Raw genomic sequence first — 18,539 nt, 5'->3', positions numbered from 1 at the left:
TCCGCGCACTGCCGGGAATCGTTGTGGGGGACAACGACCGCGATGGGCCGACGATGCGATGGAATACGGATCTTCAAGAGTAGATCCGCAGCGATGACGAGTAAAGGCCGCGTAAAGATCAAGCGGCTTGGGCGAATTGCCATGCATTGAGAGAACTCTGTCGGCAAGGGCAGTCGGCAGGTTTGCCAGCACCGATCCACGGCGGTTCCGTACGGCGAGCCAGCTCGAGGATCGCAAGTCTCTGCAATCCGTTGTACTGCCCGCCCTTGCTCCAGACCATCAGCGACATCTCCCCCGCGGCCGGGTGACGCAACCGGCGCAGATCGGTCGCACTGCGCAGAAACTCGGCGCGAAGCCCGTCGCGCAACGCATCGATCCGTTCCTCGATGGCCGCGGCCTCGGCGTCGACCGGCGACGCCCGCGTCCAGGTCGCCGGGTCGTGGCGCACCCAGCAGAGATACTCCACGAACGTGAGCACGAGGATGTGAGTCGCCGGCGTCAGCTTGTCCGATCGGTCATCGATCCGCCGAAACAGATCGCTCAACTCCTGCTGCTCCCGCCAGATCAGCCGAACAGATCTGAAGACCACTTCAGCGTCGCCGCCGCTGGGCGGCTTCGGCGGAAGTACGAGTCGCTCGACTTCACCGGACCACGACGGTACGTCGTCGATCAGGCCGGCGTCGTTCACCGCCAAAGTTGGAAGCCCCGGGTACTTCCGCCGCAACTGAATCGCCGCACCGCCCATCGTCCGCCAAGCCGAGCTGTACTCGCCGATCGCCCGATAGGACATCGCCCTGGCCACCTTGATCAGCACCGTCGCCAGATAGGCATCGGCCAATTCGGTTTCCTTCAGAATGCGCGAGGCCCTCCGCCAGTTCCCCAGCTCGAGTGCCTCGATCACGCCGATCATGGCAGTGAAAGATCGTCACGCCCCACAGGTCCTGTGGCGGCGCGATGCCGGATCACGAAGCTTCCTCGCCTCAAGTCGGCGAGGACGGGCCGAACACCCCCTGCGAAGGGCGATGGCGTCACGGTGAGCATCAGCGCTGCGGACGAAAGTCTGCTCATGGGGCACCTGCTTCGATCGAGCCGGCTGGGGTCGTGGGTTGCTCCTGTCTCTGGCTTGAGTGTCTACAAGTGTTCTACCCGCGTATTCAGGTACATACACAGTGAATTCAGTAGATTCTTCCACTGGAGCGTGCCAGACACTCGTAGATGTCACGGGATGGTCACGATGGCGGTTGGCGACCGTAGCGGATCAGTTGCACCGGCAGTTCTCGGTGTGGACGCCGTCCGGAATTCGATCTGGACTTCACCTGTACTTCGGTGTAATCCGGTGGATAAGGTGTCCGGACCTGTCGACGCTGATCCTCCAGGAGTGATCTTGAGCCCCTCGCCAGAGGCGGTACTCGCCGATCGGCTGCGCGCTCTTCGACGATCGCAGCGGCTGACTCAGGCGCAACTAGCGCGTGTGCTGGGCGGCTCCAAGGGCATTTCGATTTCAGCGATCAGTTCGTACGAGAACTCGTCCGATCCGAAGTTGCCGCCCGCCAGCCGGCTGCGTTCGTACGCGCTCTTCTGCGCGCAGGACCACTCCGGCGAGCCCGCTCCCCAACTCGCCCGCCCAGAGGATCTGACCAGCTCCGAGCGGGAGACGTTCGAAGCGCTCCATCGCGAACTGATCGAGCTCCGCGACGCAGCTCGAAGCAAGGGCAGTACGTCGGCCGCCGCCAGCATCTGGACCTTCGATACAGGCCCGGTGACGATCATCTGCCCGGAGGCGCCGGCCGCTTATCGCTCGCCGTTGGCGAACGAAGCGAATCCCAACTACACCCGCATGTACCGCTACGCGGATGTTGACGCTCTGATCGAGCTGTGGGGGCACCTGCGTGCGCAGAATCCCGGCCTGGAGGAGTTCGCGCACAAGTTGCCCGAAGAAGCCGGGCCGGCCGAACTGACCGGTCACTTGATTGTGCTCGGTGGAATCGTCTGGAACGACGTCGCTCACCAACTGCAGCCGTTGCTGCGTGATCTGCCGATCCAGCAAGTCGAGGTACCTGATCTGCTCAACGGAGAGGTCTTCAAGCTGCCGGACGAAACAGAGATCCGGCCACAGTGGAGCGACTATGAACGGGTCTCGGCTAACGCTCCGACCAAGGATCAGATCACCGCAGAGCAAGTCGACGATGTATGGCGCGACGGCAGACGGCGCAGTTTGGTCGAGGACGTCGCGTTCTTGGCGCGAGTGCCGAACCCCCTCAACCACACGCGCACCCTCACCATCTGCAGCGGTGTCTACAGCCGCGGAGTCCTTGGCGCCGTCCGTGCACTCACAGATATCGCCGTTCGTGACCGAAATGAGGCATATCTCGCCGGTCGTTTCCCAGGAGGATCGTTCGCGCTCCTCACACGAGTCCCCCTGGTCAACGGTGCGGCGATGTCGCCCGATCTCGAGATTCCGTACAACCGCCTGTACGAATGGTCGCCGGACGACGAGGCGGCTGAGTGAGCCGCTCTGTCAGGCATGGACAGTCGCACGCATCCCTGCTTCGCGATGTCTCTTCCTCTTACGTATCTCCCAGCAGAAGCCGACTGGACGCGATCGTCGTCCCGGCAGCCCGGCCCGCCTCGGCGCTGCAGAACATCATCGACCTGTCTGCGGATGTGTCCGTCCCCTTGGTCATTCTGTGCAGCCGGCAGGCGAGTGTCGACCAGGTGGCCGAGCGCGTGGAGAAGACCCTAGGAGCCCACGCCTTGGTCGTCGAGGTGCCCCTGGGTTATGAACTGCCGCAGGACGAACAGCACACCTCGGCGCGCTTTTTCCGGGAGGCGCTCGCCGATCGCTCCAGCGACCTCAGCACCAAACGCAACATCGGCCTACTTCTCGGTCGGCTCCGAGGCTGGCGCAAGATTCTTTTCGTCGACGACGACATCAGCCATCTGCGCCCCGTGGACATCGGTCGCCTGACCAGCATGCTCGACCGCCATCCAGTCGCATCCATGAGCACTCGCCGGTTCCCCGACAACTCAGTGGTCTGCCATGCTCGGCGGCTTGCAGGGTTCGAGCAGGACGTTTTCGTCAGCGGCGCCGTCCTCGGCGTGCAGCTCCAGCATTCGTCGTTGTCCTTCTTTCCCGACATCTACAACGAGGACTGGTTCTTCTTCGCCCGCCGTGCTGCCGGTCGCTGCCTGCCCAAGGTCGGCGAGGTGCGTCAGTTGGCCTACGATCCGTACGCCGACCAGCAGCGAGCGGCTCGTGAGGAGTTCGGTGATCTGCTCGCCGAAGGCCTGTACGCACTCTTCGATACCGATCCCGGACTCGACTTCGACGAACAGATGGCGATCGCCGCAAAGGCGAGCTACTGGCGCGAGTTCAAGGAGGTCCGTCTGGAGACGATCCAGGCGACACTGGACGGATTATGGCAGGCGCAGTTCAGGGACGAGATCATTCTTGATCCCAGGGTGGTCAACGCAGAGGATGCCTTGCACATTGCCGAGAAGCAGACGACCAGCATCTCGGCCGAGTTGTGTGTCGACTATCTCGACGGCTGGCTTCAGGACGAGCGGAGCTGGCAGAAGCACCTACAGGATCTCGATCATGGAATCGACGAGCGTTATGCCTTGGCAGAGCTCGAACTGACTACTTGGACCTCCTGTGGCTACGGCGCCAAGGTTTTATCGGCCAGGCCTCAAACTCAACCGCAGCCAGCCGTGGCGATCGCCGCCGGGCGTTATGAAGAAGCCGTTTGAATGAATAGTTCCCCTTGAGGCAGCTCGAAGTGGGCGGCTAGACTCCCTTCTCCCCGCGCGCTCGGACGGAGGGGTCCCGGTTGCTTGAGCTGCAAGGGTTCGATCGGCAGTTCTCTGTCCTCCGCCTCGACGCGGACGACTGGCCAATCGCTCGAGAGATGCGGCTGCGCGCGCTGGCAGATTCCCCGGGAGCGTTTTTCGGCGACCTGTCCTCTGAGCGCGGGTACGACGAAAAGTATTGGCGTAGCGAACTCCAGCGCAATGCCTGGATCCTGGCCAGTCTGGACCACACTCCGGTCGGTGTCGCGAAGCTCAACCTCGTTCCGGAGCAGAACGACGGCACGCATCTGGAAGCGTTGTGGGTCGCCCCGGAGGTCCGCCACCTAGGAGCCGGCGAGGTCCTGGTGTCGGCGCTTGAGTCGACGGCGAAGAGCTTGGGCGTGCGCATCCTCCGCCTGTGGGTGTTCGCTGACAACCGGTCCGCCCAAACCTTCTACCGGCACCTTGGGTACACCAGTTCGGCCCGCAGACAGAAGATCGAGGTCAATGATCGGGTCCGGGTCGAAGAAGAGTTCGAGAAACACCTTGAGTGACATGCCGCCTCGGGAGGCCCACGTTGAGCGCATTGGTAGAAATTGCCGAGAATTTGGCTGCAGCGGCAATCGGAGGACTGGCGACGACGGGCTGGCGGACAGCCCGCCACCGGAGGGGAACCAAGGACGTCCGCGCGATGTGGGGCCCGTTCCTTGACAGCGATTCCTGCATTGTCGAGGGCAGCCTGAGCGCGGCGACGCTTGCCAAGGCACTTCCCGAATGGGTGCCGGCCGAGCTCGAGCAATCCGCGACCGACCTGCTCCCGCACATCGTGAACTACTTGGACGAGCAGGAGCCGGCCGGGCTGATGGGGCGGGGCGATCACGAGGCGATCGTCAGAGTTCAGGCTGGGCTGGCCAGAGCAGGTCTTCCCCATCTGCTGCCGGTTCGAGCCGACCATGACCTGGGTGAGCGCAAGAAGGACAACCTGATCGCGGTCGGCGGACCTGATGTCAACACGGTGACGAAAGAACTGCTCGAACTCCTGGAGTCCGGAGTGACCATCGGGATGGACGACCGCAATCGCAATGTGGTTGAGGACTTGCTGCACGACCAGCGGTACACGACCAGTTCGAACGCCGGGGACACCCGGGACTACGGCATCCTGATCAAGGCGCCGAGTCCGTACAACGAGGGCAAGGATGTTGTCATCCTGGCCGGTGCTCACGGATTCGGCTGCATGGCGGCGGGCCATTTGGCCGTCAACTACGTCGCCTACATGGCGGACCTCAGCAGGAGGTACCCGCGCGGGTTCGAGTGCATCGTCTCTTACCGCCAGTCGGGCGATTCTCTGACCGAGAAGAACCTGGTGGTCCTGGGGCGGCCACTCCGCGGGGCCCCATGAAGCCATAGGACCCTCCTATGGCGGGTGCTGCATTTTCGTCTTTGGGTGCTTTCTCTTTCGGGATTAGCTTGAAAGGGAGAGCAACGGAGACGAGAGGTTGGAAATGCAGGAGCTTGCGGGAAAGAAGGCATTGGTTACCGGTGGGACTCGGGGGATCGGGGCTGCTGTGGTTCGGCAGTTGGTGGATGCCGGGGCGGAGGTGGTGACTACTGCCAGGTCGAGCGGGAGTGAGGCGCCGGCGGGGGTAACTGTCGTGGAGGCTGATGCGCGGGATGGGACTGGGGTTGTTGCGGGGGTGGTGGCGGAGCGGTTCGGTGGGGTGGACATTGTGGTTCACAACGTGGGTGGGGCGCGGCCGTTTGTGGACAGTTCGGCTATTCCGGATGAGGAGTGGCAGGGCGCGTTGGATTTGAATTATCTCGCGGCGGTTCGGCTGGATTCGTTGTTGGTGCCGGGGATGCGGGAGCGTGGGGCCGGGGCGATTGTGCATGTTTCGTCGGCGGCGGTGTTTACGCCGGTGGGGCCGTTTTTGCACTATGTGGCCGCGAAGGCGGCGTTGGAGAGTTACAGCCGCGGGTTGGCGTTGGAGTTGGCGCCGCACGGGGTGCGGGTGAACACGGTGACGCCGGGGCGGGTTGCGACGCCGGGTGGTGAGGCGACTCGGGAGTTGTGGGCGCAGTTGGATGGCGCGTCGGGGGCTGTCAGTACGCCGCCGTTGGGGCGGGACGGCGAGCCGGACGACATTGCCAACGCGGTGATGTTTCTGGTGTCCGAGCGGTCGGGGTGGACGACGGGCAGCAATCTCGTCGTCGACGGCGGCGAATACCCGAGGCGTTGAAGGAGATGAGCGTGGAACTGCAAGGTCAGACTGCGTTGGTGACCGGCGGTACGTCGGGGATCGGGCGGGCGACGGCTCGATTGCTGGCGCGCGCGGGTGCTGAGGTCGTCATCAGTGGGCGTGATGTACGACGTGGCGAGGATGCGGCGCGCGAACTGCAAGCCGATGGCGCGGTTCGCTTTGTCCGCGCGGATCTGGCCGACTTGGACTCGGTCGCCGAACTGGCGCGCGAGAGCGGATCGGTCGACATTCTCGTCAACAATGCGGGCGCTTTTCCGACGGCCCTCGCTGTCGAGCAGAGCGTCGCGGACTACGAGCGGATCTTCGACACCAACGTGCGGGGTGCTTACTTTCTGGTGGCGGCGCTGGCGCCAGGCATGTTGGCGAAGGGTGCGGGCAGCATCGTCAACGTGACCACATTGGCTGCCCACAAGGCGTTTGCGACCACTTCGGCGTACAGCGCTTCGAAGGCTGCGCTCGCTTCGTTGACACGGACTTGGGCCGCTGAGTTCGCGGAGGGCGGCGTACGGGTCAATAGTGTCGCGCCGGGTCCGACTCGGACCGAAGGGGTGTTGGCCGAGTGGGGTCCGGAGGGCAATGAGGGGATGGCCAAGGCGTTAGGGCTGGCGCGGACCGCGCAGGCATCGGAGATTGCCGAGGCGATCTACTTCCTAGCTTCGCCGCGCGCCAGCTATGTCAACGGGACCACGCTTCATGTCGATGCCGGCGGTCGCGCCTTCTGACGGCCAGTCCTCTTGGCGCAGGAATTCGAGCAGGGCCGTCTCGGCGGGACCGGCGTCTTGGCGCAGTACGGCGATGACGGGCTGAGTCACGATCGGCGAAACCGGACGGACGAGGTGCTCGTATCCGTCGGGCACTGCCGAGGCGGGGACAAGCGTGACGCCCAGCCCATGGGCGGCCCAGCGCACGGCCGTCGAAGTTTGCGAGACCCGGGCGGCTGTGGTTGGGGCGAGATCGTGCTCGCGCAGGACATTCAGCAGTACGCCGTCCAGCGCGCTGTCGCGGTCGAACCTCAGCCAGGTTTCGCCCTTCAGGTCGCGGAGTTCGACCCGGTCCTCATCGAGCAGCTCGTGCTCGGAACCCAGCACCACAACGAATTCCTCATCGCCGAGGTGGTGTGCGTTGGCCGGGCTGCGGTGGCAGGCGGCCATCAGCGCGAGGTCCAGTACGCCGCGACTGCACAGCCGCTCCAGCTCGGCCGAGCTCTGCTCCTCGAAGACGGTCACCTCGAGTCGCGGGTAGCGGCGACGCAGGGCGCTGAGGGCGCCTGGCAATTGCCGCGTCCCGAAGCCCAGTTGTACGGCGACGACGAGTTCACCGACCAACTCTTCGGCACCGGCCTTCGCGGTCGCCCTTGCCCGGCGCGATGCGTTCACCGCGACCTGCGCCTCGCGCAAGAACGCGCGCCCGACGACGGTCGGTACCAGGCCGGTCGGCGTACGGGCGAACAGCTGTACGCCGAGCTCCCGCTCCAGACCGCGGATCTGCTGCGACACCGACGGCTGCGCGACGTGCAGCGCCTCGGCCGCCGCCGTCACCGAGCCATGCTCGGCGATGGCCAAGGCGTACTCGTACTGACGAAGACTCATCGGTGACACCTTCCCCGTGACGTAACGGTGTAATCACCAGTGTTACACCAGAGGACCAGCGCCCTAACGACAGGACGTATACGCCTGCGACCACGCGCGCCAGGCGGTCGCAGGCGGGCGAAGCGGTCTACGTAGTGGGATACGTCCTGTCGCTAAAGCGGCAGGACGGATCTAGCGGATGCGTTGCCCGCGGAGTACGACGGCGGTGGGGGTGGCGAGGACTTCGGGGTGCTCGCGGGGGTCGGCGTCGTAGGTGACCAGGTCTTCGGTGCCGGTCAGGCCTAAGAAGTCGATGGCGGAGGTGGTGGCGGCTTCCAGGGCTTGGGTGACGGTTAGGCCGTGGTGGGCCAGTTGGTGGACTTCGCCGGCGACGGTGCCGATCATGTCGGAGCCCGTGAGGACGTGTACGCCGTACTGGCGGGCCAGCGGGAGCATTTCGGTCATGCGTTCGGTGCGGAGGCGGCGGCGTTCCTGGCGTTCTGGGGTTTCGTCGGGGGTCGGCGGGCCGTAGGCGGACAGGGTCGGCGTCCAGCCGCCGCCGCGGGCGCCCAGTACGGCGAGGTCTTCGGCGGTGATGACTTCGCCGTGTTCGACCGAGTCGACGCCGACTCGGATGAGTTCGCTGACCAGGGCGGTTTGGACGTGGGCGGCGACGCGGGCACCGCGGGCGTGTGCTGCTGCGATCAGCTGCTCGACGGCATCGATCTCGTAGTTCGGGGTCATCGCGCTACCGCGGATGGGGCCGTTCTCGTCGACGGACGGGAAGTCGGCGACCAGCTTGATCCAGGTCGCACCCTCGTCGAGCTCGGCCTCGACCGCGGCGACGAGCTGCTCGGCCTCCACCGGCTCGTAGATGCCCGGGAAGTACCCGCCGTCCGGCGCGACGAATCGCCCAGCGGCCAGGACGAGCGGACGTCCGTCCGCGGGATTGACTGCCAGCTTGAGCGTGATCGAGCGGTCCCCGCCAACATCCCGTACTGCGCGCACCCCCGCCTGACCGAGCTCGAGGAGCATCGCGTCCGCCGTCGCTTCGTCAAGCCGTACTGGCCCGGCGGCGCTGACCCCGATCGTCAGGTGACAATGCGAATCCACCAAGCCCGGCAGCACGAACCGCCCAGGCAACACCTCGGGCGCACCACTGCCTGCCTCGACATGCACTTGCTCCCCGGTCGGCAAGCCGATTCCGTCGAACACCCAGCGCGTCATACCGGCATCTTCCTCCGCGACCGGGCCACGCGGGTCAGATGACGGACGGTCGATCCGGTTGCCAGTAGCGCAGCTCTGCCTGGTCGAAACGGGACTCCAGGGCTTCCAGGCCTGATGCGACCTTGAAGGCGCGTTCTGACTCGGTGATGGGGAGCAGCCAGAGGAAGTCGACGTGGCGGTCGCCAACGTGGCAGGTCTGGAGGTCTGGGCCGAAGGGGTACGGCAGGCTGATTAGAAGGTGGTCGCAGGTCGATCCAGGCAGCCATGGCTCGCCGATCGGGAGCGTGTGGCCCAGGCCGAGCGTGCGGCTGCTTTGGTAGTAGACGGTCATCGCCAGGAGCTCTACTGCGCGCGCCGCTGCGGATTCGGTGCAGAGCACGAACTCGAGGCCCGACGTCGCTGCCCAGCCGCCGATGGACAGATACGTCCACAGGTCGCCTCGCGCCGCGGGCGCTACGCGGAGTACCCGGAAATCTGGACTCTGCTCGCTGATCGGCCCGGCCGCCCACGTGAATGCATCCACGGTCCGGCCGCGAAAGAAGCGCCGTACATGGTGCTCGAGCGCCTCGGAAACGTCAGACACGCACAGACATCCATTCGTCCAGTACGGCGAAGTCGGCGTCGGTGAGGCCGCGGGTCGGGTCGACGGTGTGGAGGAGCGCCGGGGCCGGGTGGTGAGCGCGGACCCAGGTGCGGTCGGTGTCGGTGATCTCGTCGTCGAGCCAGATGAAAGGGCGGGCGGCGGCTCGCTCGACGAGGGTGGTGGTCTTCCAGTGCAGGTCGGTGTACTCGTCTTCCGATGAGCTCGGCCAGCTCACCACGGGGAGCGTGGGAAGGCCGAGCCGTGGCGAGACGCAGTCGTTCGCGTCATGCATCCAGGTCGTCGCCCAGTGCAGGTCGCAGCCGAGACTCGCGAGCCGGGGGCCGTGCGCTGGGTTGACGCGGTCGAGCAGCGGATTCATGTCGTCGTACGGCGGGTAGGTCGGATACGGCCGCGAGGCCCCGAAGGGGATGAGTGGGCCGTCGACGTCGAGAAAGAGCAGTGGAGCGGGCACCGTCGGACGATAGCGGCTATTGCAGGGCGGTGATGATGCCGTCCGCCAGGCCGCCCTGCCAGCAGGCGAGGTCGTGACCGCCGCGGTACTCCCGGAAGGACACAGTGTGGCCACCGGCCTGCAGGACCTGGTGGAGCCGATGGTTCTCGGACCGAAGATCGTCGCCTTCCTGGCTGCCGACTTCCAGGAAGAAGTGAGGCCTTGTCGGACTGGGGTTTTCGTAGGCTGCGACCACTGCTGCCCCGGACAGGCCGCCGTCGTCGTCGCCCGGCCACCAGAGTGCGGCGGACTGGCCGATCACCCACCCGATCTGGTCCGGTGCGACAGCTGCGACGTGGGCGGCGGCCAGGCCGCCGAGGCTTTGGCCAGCCAGGACGGTGCGCTCGGGATCGTCGGTGACGTGATGATTGGCGCGGAGGTAGGGCAAGAGCTCGCGCAGGACGAAGTCGGCGAACTGGTCCGGGTGGGTGAGGCTGCGTACCCGCGTCGGACCGCGTTGTTCGGAGCCGTTGATGGACTCGATCAGAACGCCGACGAACCGGGGTACGGCGCGGTCGGCGACCAGGTTGGCGAAGGTGGCCTCGACACCGACCTGCACCCAGCTACCGCCGTCGAAGGTAATCACCACCGGCAACTGCTCCAGCGACGTGGCCGGTTTCCACACGTGGATCACAGAGTCGCCCAGCTCGATCCGGACGAACTCTCCCGTCGGTACCTCGGGGCGACGAGCGAGCCATGGTTGTGGCAATGCGGCCGGCAGTTCGAGAACCGATGCCGGACCGGGGTTGCCCCACAGGGTTCCGGAAGCGATGCCGGCCGAGGCCTCCGGATCCGGCACACCGGCTGCCAGGATCTGCAGCCACCGATCCTGGTCAGGCTGGTGTCCGCGCACTGGCAGGTCGCGAACCGGACAGACCTGGTACGCCGTCCGCAGGTCGGCCGGCAGTTCCGCGGTCCAGGTCCATTCGCCGTCAGGTCCGGGATTCATGAGGTACGGCGTCAGATCGCCTGCCTCATAAGCGTCATCGGTCAGCGCTACGAGTCTGACGAGAACGTCGAGCGCGGGGCGCGAATGGTCGGTTTCGGTCCATCGCAGGGTGACGGCATGAGAGCTCTGAGACATACCTCGTCGTACCATGAGACTGTTTGTTTCATCCATGATCCGACGAGGGTGCCGATGGATAGCAGGCTTCTGGCCGTGGCCTCCGAACTGCTCGACGAGGAAGGCTGGACCGCGCTCAGCCTGGATCGGATCGCTGAGCGGGCCGGTGTCTCGCGGGCGACGGTGTGGCGAGCGGGGCTCACCCGCGCCAATGTCGAACGTGAGATGCGGCTGCGACTGGCGGCCGACTATCGCGAGCTGATGTGGCGCCCGCTGACCATGCCGGGTTCCGGCTTCGACCGCCTCCAGGCGGCTCTTCGGGCACTCTGCGAAGTAGCAGAGCGGAACCTGCCGTTGCTCGCGCACACCGACCAGGCGTTCCACGGATCAGATCTGGACGCGGTCGGTGTCGAACTCGACTACTTCGGCCCGTGGCTGCGAATCCTCGAGCAGGCCGCCGCCGACGGGAGCCTGCCACCGGTCGACGACGAAACGCGCTTCGTCGTTGCACTGACCGATGCTTTGATCCTCGGCTACGTGCATCTGCGGGCGCACCACGCCGCCTATGACTGGACCCCTGACCGCACGGCCGAGCATCTGATCAACCTGATGACGTACGGCTTCGTGCCTCGCTGAGCCGGGGTAGGTTGCCGGGATGAGTTTCCGGTTGGCGGCGTACGGCGTTTGTGTCGAGGACGGGCGGGTTTTGCTGGCGCGGTACGTGCCGCCGAGTGGCGAGGGGACGTGGTGGACGCTCCCCGGCGGGAAGGTCGAGCACGCGGAGGACCCGTACGACGCGGTGATCAGAGAGCTCGGCGAAGAGACCGGATTGACTGGTGTGGTCGAGTCGTTGTTGGGCGTGGACTCGCGAGTGATCCCGGCGCATGAGGCTGTGCGTGGAGTCGTGCATCAGAACGTGGGTGTCTTCTATGCGGTCCGTGTTATTGGCGGAGTGATTCGGCCGGAGGCGAACGGCGAGACCGCGGAGTCCGTGTGGACACCGATCGAGGAGATCGCTGCGCTGCACCGGTCAGTGGTGGTTGATGTGGGCGTGGGGCTAGCGACCGAGCGGCCGGCTAGCGGGCATCTGCCGACGGTGCCTGTTGGTGGCTTGATCCGACACTGAGCCGATTCCTCAACGCAGCAAGGTGGTTTGAGGTCAAGCCAGCTGCGACGAGGTAGTCGGCGATGTCCAGCTGGGCCAGGATGGCGAGCATGGTGTCCGCCGAAGCCGGCGTGTGAGGTGGGGCGATCGCGTAGTCGGCGGCAATCGTTTCAGCGGGTACGCCGATGGCCGCGAGCGTGAGCGCCACGACCAGGCCGGTGCGGTCGCGACCGGCGTGACAAGCAACCACGACCGGACCTGGTGGAGCTTCGGCGATCGCGATGAGCGCTCTGCCGAAGCGGTGCGGGTAGTTGTCGATCAGGGCGCGGTACTGGACGAGCAGGTCGTCCGAGCCGATGGACGGGTCGCCTGGCTCGTTCAGCGGAACGTTGAGCCAGCGCGGGTCGGTGGCGAAGGGCGAGGGGAATCGCTCGCATTCCCAGGCGTCACGGACGTCGACGATGCGGGAGACGCCGGCCGCGGCGAAGGCGGCCAGACCGTCAGGACCCAGTTGGTCGAGGTTGTCGCTACGGATGAGGCCGCCCAGGTCGCGGACGTTGCGGCAGCTGGGCCAGTCGAGAGACATGGGCTAGATCATCGACCAGGACGCCCCGGTGCGCGAGGCACCGGGGCGTTGCTGTGGGTCAGGCGGCGGCTGCGGCTTCGGTTAGCTGGTCGGCGGTGGGTTGGAGTTGGGGGCTGGCGAGGGTGGTGACGACGTTGGCCAGGGCGAAGACGGCGGCTACCAGGAGGCCGCGTTCGAAGCCGGATTCCAGGGCGTGTTGCTGGGTTGCGCCGGCGGCTAGTTGGGCGGTGGCGTGGCTGACGGAGAGGGTGGTGACTATGGCCAGGCCTAGTGCGCCGCCTACCTGGTACATGGCGTTGACTACGCCGGAGGCTGCGCCGGCTTCGGCGGGGCGTACTTCGGAGACTGCGGTGATCTGGCCGGGGACTCCGACGCCGAGGATGCCGAAGCCGAAGAGGATGAGGCCTGGGAGCAGTTGGGTGGTGTAGCTGCCGGTGGCGTCGGCTTGGGAGAGCCAGACGAGTGCGCCGACGCTGAGGACGGCTCCGGAGAGTTGGACGGTGCGGGTGCCGACTCGCTGGACCAGCTGGGAGGCCAGTACGGCGGCGACGATCGCGGCGCCGCCCATGGGGAGGAAGTGGACGCCGGCCTCGAGGGCGCTGTCGCCGCGGACCTGCTGCAGGTAGATGGCGGTCAGGAAGAACATCGAGAGAAACGCCGCACCGTTGAGTGAAAGGGACGCACCGGAGATGCTGAGCGCTCGCGAGCGGAAGAGGCGCAGGGGAACGAGCGGGGCCGCGGAGCGGCGTTCGACGATGACGAAGGCGACCATCAGTACCACTCCGGCAGTCAGTACGCCGATGACCTCGGCAGAGCCCCAACCGCGAGGTTCTGACCGTACGACGCCGTACACGATCGCCATGAGTCCCGCCGTACCGAGTACTGCACCCAGGGTGTCGAAGGTGCGCGCACCGACGTGGTGACGGACGTCGGGGACGAAGACGGGGATCAGTGCGATCAGCGCGATCACGATGGGCACGTTGACGAAGAAGACCCACTGCCAACTGAGTGAATCAACCAGTACGCCGCCCGCGACCACGCCGAGCGTGCCACCGAGACCCGCCAGGCCGCCCCAGACACCCATGGCGATGTTGCGCTCTCTACCGTGCGCAAAAGTCATGGTGAGGATCGCCAACGCGGCAGGTGAGAGTAGTGCTCCCCCAAGCCCCTGTACGGCGCGTGCTCCGATCAGGAACTCGGGTGAGTTGGAGAGGCCGGCCACCAGCGAGGTGACGCCGAAGAGGACCAGACCACCGACGAAGACGCGGCGCGGGCCGAGCAGGTCGGCCATCCGGCCGCCGAGCAGGAGGAAGCCGCCGAAGAGCAGTGTGTAGGCGTTGATCACCCACTGCAGGGAGTCGGTGGAGAAGTTCAGGTCCGCCTGGATGTGCGGAAGCGCGACGTTCACGATCGTCACGTCGAGCACCACGATGAATTGCGCGATGGCCAGCACCGCGAGGGTGGCCCAAGGACTGCGTCGCATTCCGACCTCACTAAGTCTACGCCGTATGTATACGCTGTATGCGTACGTAGTAGACGTTAGGTCTACGGTGTAAACTTGTCAACGTGATCACCAAGGAGACGCCCCGCCGCCTGGATCCGCAGAAGGTTGTCGACAGTGCGCTGGCGATCGCCGACGACGAGGGCCCCGCCGCGGTCACGCTGCGGCGGCTGGCTCAGCTGCACGGCGTGACGCCAATGGCGCTGTACCGGCACTTCAAGGACAAGGACGACCTACTGGCCGCCCTTGGCGACCGCCTGCTCGACAGCGTCGTGCTGCCCGAGCCCACCGACGAGCCGTGGGACGTGCAGCTGCACAAGGTGCTGACGGCGTTCGTGACTGCACTGCGCACGCACCCGCGGCTGGCTGACCTCACGCTCTTCCGGATGCTGGTGTCCGAGCCCGGACTGGCGATTGCGGAGCGGACGATGGAGCTGCTCACCACAGGTGGTTTCAGCGTGGACGACGCCGCGGAGATCGGTCGTCAGTCGATCTGCTCGCTGATCACGCTGGTGACCACCGATCCGCTGACTCGCGAGACCAATGACCCGGTGCAGCGCGAGGATTCGTTGCGGATGAAGCGTGCGGCGCTGTCGGCGCTGTCGCCGCGCAAGTACCCCCTGGTCACCGCGGCGGCGGACACGCTGGTCTGTCACAACTCCAGCACGCGGTATTACGAGCTGGGGATCGAGTTGGTCGTCGCGGGGATCTGCGGCGTACAGAACAAGGGGTAGCGGTTTGGCTCTCAGCGTCCTGACCTATCTGGAGCAGCACAGCCCGGACGAGCTCCGGCCGGCGAAAGAACAGCCAGTAGAGATCAGAGCGGTCGAGGAGGTCTCTCCGGAGTTCGCCCGCTACCTCTACACCGCGGTGGGCGGCCACTGGCACTGGATCGGCAAACTCGGCTGGAACTGGGACCAGTGGGTGGAGTGGCTGAGCAGACCCGGTTTCGAGACCTACGTGCCCTGGGTCGGCGGAGTGCCCGCCGGGTACGTCGCCCTGCGCGGAGTGGGCAGTGAGGTCGAGATCGAGAACTTCGGTCTACTGCGAGGCTTCATCGGCCGTGGACTCGGCGGACACCTGTTGACGGTCGGACTGCGACAGGCGTGGACGCTGGACGAGCGCCACGCGGACGTCGCCCCGATCACTCGCGTCTGGGTGAACACGAACACGCTGGACGGCCCGGCCGCGCTGGAGAACTACAAGGCGCGCGGACTGACGCCGTACAAGACGGTGGAGGAAGAGCGGCCGGATGCCGACGGTACGCCGCCCGGTCCGTGGCCGGGCTGGGACGGACCGCCCGGCGTGGTGCGCGAGGTACCGGCGGGCTGACGGCGCTACGCTCGCCAACGGAGTGATACCAATCCAGGTGGAGGTATACCGATGGCGGCGAAGTTCGAGCTCTACAAGGACAAGTCCGGCGAGTTCCGGTTCCGGCTGAAGGCCGGCAACGGCGAGGTGATCGCGACCAGCAGCGAGAGCTACGAGACCAAGGCCGGCGCACTGAACGGCATCGAGTCGATCAAGAAGAACGCGGCCGGCGCGAACCTCGACGACCAGACCGACTGAATCGTCAAGAAAACAAGGGGGTTCCCGCACCGGGAACCCCCTTGGCAGTTTCTACAGACCGACCTCGTGGACGACCTCGCGGACCTCGACTCCGAGGCCCTCGATGCTCGCGTCCGGGATCATCGCGGCGAGCTCCTGGGCGCGCTCCAGCGAAGCGACGTCGATCAGGTAGTACCCGGCCAGGAACTCCTTGGCCTCCAGGAACGGCCCGTCCGTCACCGCCGGAACGCCGTCGCGCACCTTCACGACCGAGGTCTTGGCCGGCTCGGCCAGCGCGACCGTGCTGTGGAACTCGCCGGTCTCCTGGATCGTCGCCATGAACTTCTCGTGCCCGGAGAAAATGGCCTGCTGCTCGGCCTCGGTCAGCGCGGACAGGACGTCGGGGTTGATGTTCAGGACCACTAGGTACTTCACGGGAGTCTCCTTCGACTGCGGGCCCCGGAGGGGCCCTCTCGGTGATCAGTACGGAGCCGACCGCGCCACCTTGACATCGCGATAGCGTCACCTCATGACCGATCTGAGTCTCACAGACGTGCAGGCCGCCGCGGGCCGGATCGCGGGCGTTGCGCACCGTACGCCGGTGCTGACGTCGCGGACGCTGGACGAGCTGGTCGGGGCGCAGGTGTTCCTGAAGGCGGAGAACTTCCAGCGGATCGGTGCGTTCAAGTTCCGTGGCGCGTACAACGCGGTCAGCCGGCTCTCGGCCGACCAGCTCGCCCGGGGCGTCGTGGCATTCTCCTCTGGGAACCACGCCCAGGCAGTGGCGCTGGCCGCGCGACTCGCGGGCACCACCGCGACCATGCTGATGCCGGCCGACGCACCGCCGACCAAGGTCGCGGCAGCCCGCGGGTACGGCGCCGAGATCGTCAGCTACGACCGCTACACGCAGGACCGGGCCGCACTGGCGACGGAACTGGCTACGGACCGCGGGATGACGCTGATCCCGCCGTACGACCACTATGACGTGATGGCCGGGCAGGGGACGGTTGCACTGGAACTGATCGAAGAGGTCGGCCGGCTGGACGCACTGCTGGTCCCGGTCGGCGGTGGCGGACTGATGGCCGGCTGCGCGACCGCGGCCACCGCACTGTCGCCGGGGATCCGGATGATCGGCGTCGAACCGGCCGCGGGCGACGACCACGCCCGGTCCCTGGCGGCCGGCGAGCGGGTGACGATCGACGTACCGCGGACGATCGCCGACGGCCAGGCGATCTCGACGCCGGGTGAGCTGACGTTCGCGATCAACCAGCGGCTGGCGGAGGCCTTCGAACTGGTCAGCGACGACGAGATCCGGGCCGCGATGACGTTCGCGTTCGAGCGACTGAAGATCGTGCTCGAGCCCAGCGGCGCCAGCGCACTGGCCGCGCTGCTGGCCGGACGGATCCCGGAGCTGCCCGAGCGCGTCGGGGTGGTGCTGAGCGGCGGGAACGTCGGCTTGGAGCGCTTCCTGGAGCTGCTCGGAACTAGCTGAATCCGCAAGGAACTGAGGCGGACCTGAGTACGCACTGTGCCCGTTGTCACAGACAGCAACCATGAAGTGTGACCCAGCTCACATCGAAGCCCCCATTTGGCGTCTCCGGCACGCTCAGAAGCGCTCAGGACACCAGATGTTCACCCTGACTCCTTGATCCGTCAGAGAGCCTCTCAGGGCCTTTCGGGAGGGTCTCTGCCGATTTGAGGGTTTGCGTCGTGATCATTCTGTTATACAGTCGTCGGCGGTTCGGTAAACAACACGAACCGCACAGGTGTCACGCCGAGCTCTGCCAGGCACCTGCGCTCCCCTCGAACAACCAATGGCAGAGGTGGGGGACCCAGGAGATTGGGTCTCGACTGTGAGTGGTCGAGTCCCTGGGGTGAAGTCCGCGGGAGCGGACCGGGCAAGATTTCCCAGCCCGAACCCGACAGCTAACTCCGTAGGCGTCGGGAGACAACCATGCCCGTCACTGCCCGACGGACGCCGCTTTCGCGCGCCGTCAGCCATACCGAGTCCGCCGCCAACCGGACTCTCCCGAAGCACCGCAAGCCGACCCGCTCCGCAGCTCCGCGGGCCGCGGCCGCCGTACTGTCCGTGGGGCTCGCCGTCAGCGGTGGCGCCCTGGTGACCATCGCCGCCGCCCCGACCACCGCGTCGGCCAAGGCACTGACCGCGGCTCAGGTCCGCGGCCACCAGCCGATCAAGAGCCGCCCGCTGCTGCGCAAGGGTGACTCCGGCCCGACCGTGAAGTTCGTCCAGCGCGCACTGCGGCTGGGCCCGGACGGCTACTACGGCAACACCACCGTGGCCGCCCTGAAGAAGTTCCAGCTCTCCTGGGGCATCAAGGTCAGCGGCACCACCGACCACGCGACCTGGGGTCGCCTCACCTGGGCTGCCAAGCACAAGGTGCTCTACGGCAACAAGGGCGGCGTCAAGGCCGACATGTTCCGGGCCAAGGTGCTCAAGGAGGCCGCGAAGCTCAAGGGCAAGCCGTACCGCTACGGCGGCACGACGCCCCGTGGCTTCGACTGCTCCGGCTACACCGGCTACGTGTACAAGCAGGCCGGCAAGAAGATGCCGCGCACCTCGCGCCAGCAGTACGCCGCGACGAAGCACATCACCCGCAAGGCCGCGAAGCCGGGCGACCTGATCTTCTTCAAGAACGGCGGCGGCAGCGTGTACCACGTCGGCATCTACGCCGGCGGCAACCTGCTCTGGCACTCCTCGAAGCCGGGGACGCCGATCGCCAAGGGCAAGATCTGGACCAAGAGCGTGGCCTTCGGCCGCGTCTGACCTGACTGGCAG

At 66.1% G+C, this 18,539-nt stretch carries 22 protein-coding genes and 1 riboswitch; of the genes, 13 read left to right on the top strand and 9 right to left on the bottom strand.

The features are described 5' to 3' along the window. Positions 1–118 precede the first annotated feature (118 nt). A complete protein-coding gene (locus ABZS29_RS28550) occupies positions 119–910 on the bottom strand; it encodes a hypothetical protein (protein WP_355466332.1) in 792 nt (263 codons plus the stop codon). Between the two features lie 372 nt (positions 911–1,282). On the opposite strand from ABZS29_RS28550, the gene ABZS29_RS28545 reads away from it, so the two are divergent. From ABZS29_RS28545 to ABZS29_RS28520, 6 genes are all read left to right on the top strand, one after another. Beyond that, positions 1,283–2,509: a helix-turn-helix transcriptional regulator gene (locus ABZS29_RS28545; RefSeq protein ID WP_355466330.1), complete on the top strand. Its 1,227-nt coding sequence runs from the start codon at positions 1,283–1,285 to the stop codon at positions 2,507–2,509. After that, positions 2,506–3,750 carry a hypothetical protein gene (locus ABZS29_RS28540; protein ID WP_355466328.1) on the top strand — a complete coding sequence of 415 codons (1,245 nt, stop codon included), beginning with the start codon at positions 2,506–2,508 and terminating at the stop codon, positions 3,748–3,750. Before ABZS29_RS28545 ends, ABZS29_RS28540 begins: the two co-directional genes overlap by 4 nt. 158 nt (positions 3,751–3,908) lie before the next feature. Further along, positions 3,909–4,343, top strand: a complete 435-nt coding sequence (locus ABZS29_RS28535) for a GNAT family N-acetyltransferase (protein ID WP_355466326.1) — start codon at positions 3,909–3,911, stop codon at positions 4,341–4,343. Between the two features lie 137 nt (positions 4,344–4,480). Continuing rightward, positions 4,481–5,188: a hypothetical protein gene (locus tag ABZS29_RS28530; RefSeq protein ID WP_355466324.1), complete on the top strand. Its 708-nt coding sequence runs from the start codon at positions 4,481–4,483 to the stop codon at positions 5,186–5,188. A 103-nt stretch (positions 5,189–5,291) separates the two neighbouring features. Continuing rightward, entirely contained in the window at positions 5,292–6,026 is a 735-nt protein-coding gene (locus tag ABZS29_RS28525; RefSeq protein ID WP_355466322.1) for an oxidoreductase, read from the top strand. A gap of 38 nt (positions 6,027–6,064) precedes the next feature. Beyond that, entirely contained in the window at positions 6,065–6,769 is a 705-nt protein-coding gene (locus ABZS29_RS28520) for an SDR family oxidoreductase (RefSeq protein ID WP_355466320.1), read from the top strand. Here ABZS29_RS28520 and ABZS29_RS28515 read toward each other — a convergent pair. The 5 genes from ABZS29_RS28515 to ABZS29_RS28495 form a co-directional block, all read right to left on the bottom strand. Then, on the bottom strand, positions 6,698–7,636 hold the full coding sequence (locus ABZS29_RS28515; protein WP_355466318.1) for a LysR family transcriptional regulator: 939 nt from the start codon (positions 7,634–7,636) through the stop codon (positions 6,698–6,700). The genes ABZS29_RS28520 and ABZS29_RS28515 overlap by 72 nt on opposite strands. A gap of 171 nt (positions 7,637–7,807) precedes the next feature. Then, the gene (locus ABZS29_RS28510) at positions 7,808–8,842 is read right to left on the bottom strand and encodes an amidohydrolase family protein (RefSeq protein WP_355466316.1); all 1,035 of its coding nucleotides are present in this window, start codon (positions 8,840–8,842) and stop codon (positions 7,808–7,810) included. A 34-nt stretch (positions 8,843–8,876) separates the two neighbouring features. Next, complete coding sequence (locus tag ABZS29_RS28505) at positions 8,877–9,425, bottom strand: suppressor of fused domain protein (RefSeq protein WP_355466314.1); 549 nt, start codon at positions 9,423–9,425, stop codon at positions 8,877–8,879. Next, the gene (locus tag ABZS29_RS28500; protein ID WP_355466312.1) at positions 9,418–9,897 is read right to left on the bottom strand and encodes an HAD domain-containing protein; all 480 of its coding nucleotides are present in this window, start codon (positions 9,895–9,897) and stop codon (positions 9,418–9,420) included. The genes ABZS29_RS28505 and ABZS29_RS28500 overlap by 8 nt, the downstream gene beginning before the upstream one ends. A 16-nt stretch (positions 9,898–9,913) precedes the next feature. Beyond that, complete coding sequence (locus tag ABZS29_RS28495) at positions 9,914–11,020, bottom strand: alpha/beta hydrolase-fold protein (RefSeq protein ID WP_355466310.1); 1,107 nt, start codon at positions 11,018–11,020, stop codon at positions 9,914–9,916. A 54-nt stretch (positions 11,021–11,074) separates the two neighbouring features. On the opposite strand from ABZS29_RS28495, the gene ABZS29_RS28490 reads away from it, so the two are divergent. Continuing rightward, on the top strand, positions 11,075–11,635 hold the full coding sequence (locus tag ABZS29_RS28490) for a TetR family transcriptional regulator (protein ID WP_355466308.1): 561 nt from the start codon (positions 11,075–11,077) through the stop codon (positions 11,633–11,635). A 19-nt stretch (positions 11,636–11,654) separates the two neighbouring features. Continuing rightward, positions 11,655–12,125 carry an NUDIX domain-containing protein gene (locus tag ABZS29_RS28485; protein WP_355466306.1) on the top strand — a complete coding sequence of 157 codons (471 nt, stop codon included), beginning with the start codon at positions 11,655–11,657 and terminating at the stop codon, positions 12,123–12,125. Here ABZS29_RS28485 and ABZS29_RS28480 read toward each other — a convergent pair. Both ABZS29_RS28480 and ABZS29_RS28475 read right to left on the bottom strand, forming a co-directional pair. Continuing rightward, the gene (locus tag ABZS29_RS28480) at positions 12,076–12,690 is read right to left on the bottom strand and encodes a tyrosine-protein phosphatase (protein WP_355466304.1); all 615 of its coding nucleotides are present in this window, start codon (positions 12,688–12,690) and stop codon (positions 12,076–12,078) included. The genes ABZS29_RS28485 and ABZS29_RS28480 overlap by 50 nt on opposite strands. 58 nt (positions 12,691–12,748) lie before the next feature. After that, a complete protein-coding gene (locus ABZS29_RS28475; protein ID WP_355466302.1) occupies positions 12,749–14,173 on the bottom strand; it encodes a DHA2 family efflux MFS transporter permease subunit in 1,425 nt (474 codons plus the stop codon). 83 nt (positions 14,174–14,256) lie between these two features. Between ABZS29_RS28475 and ABZS29_RS28470 the strand changes: the two genes are divergently transcribed. From ABZS29_RS28470 to ABZS29_RS28460, 3 genes are read left to right on the top strand one after another with little or no spacing between them, the layout of a single operon-like run. Next, positions 14,257–14,925 (top strand): TetR/AcrR family transcriptional regulator, encoded by a 669-nt coding sequence (locus ABZS29_RS28470; protein WP_355466300.1) that lies wholly within the window; start codon positions 14,257–14,259, stop codon positions 14,923–14,925. A 4-nt stretch (positions 14,926–14,929) separates the two neighbouring features. Continuing rightward, a complete protein-coding gene (locus ABZS29_RS28465) occupies positions 14,930–15,523 on the top strand; it encodes a GNAT family N-acetyltransferase (RefSeq protein ID WP_355466299.1) in 594 nt (197 codons plus the stop codon). Positions 15,524–15,574: 51 nt separating this feature from the next. After that, positions 15,575–15,760 (top strand): YegP family protein, encoded by a 186-nt coding sequence (locus ABZS29_RS28460; RefSeq protein WP_355466298.1) that lies wholly within the window; start codon positions 15,575–15,577, stop codon positions 15,758–15,760. 51 nt (positions 15,761–15,811) lie between these two features. Here ABZS29_RS28460 and ABZS29_RS28455 read toward each other — a convergent pair whose 3' ends face one another. Next, entirely contained in the window at positions 15,812–16,174 is a 363-nt protein-coding gene (locus ABZS29_RS28455) for a YciI family protein (protein ID WP_355466297.1), read from the bottom strand. Positions 16,175–16,268: 94 nt separating this feature from the next. Between ABZS29_RS28455 and ABZS29_RS28450 the strand changes: the two genes are divergently transcribed. Beyond that, a complete protein-coding gene (locus ABZS29_RS28450; RefSeq protein WP_355466295.1) occupies positions 16,269–17,231 on the top strand; it encodes a pyridoxal-phosphate dependent enzyme in 963 nt (320 codons plus the stop codon). Between the two features lie 270 nt (positions 17,232–17,501). After that, a riboswitch (cyclic di-AMP (ydaO/yuaA leader) is annotated at positions 17,502–17,694 on the top strand. Beyond that, entirely contained in the window at positions 17,694–18,527 is an 834-nt protein-coding gene (locus ABZS29_RS28445; RefSeq protein ID WP_355466294.1) for an NlpC/P60 family protein, read from the top strand. It overlaps the preceding riboswitch by 1 nt. Positions 18,528–18,539: the final 12 nt, after the last annotated feature.

It is taken from the genome of Kribbella sp. NPDC005582 (assembly GCF_040605415.1).
GTDB lineage: Bacteria > Actinomycetota > Actinomycetes > Propionibacteriales > Kribbellaceae > Kribbella.
Note: the sequence above shows the minus strand (reverse complement) of the source record. Positions and strands in the feature narration are given on the sequence as shown.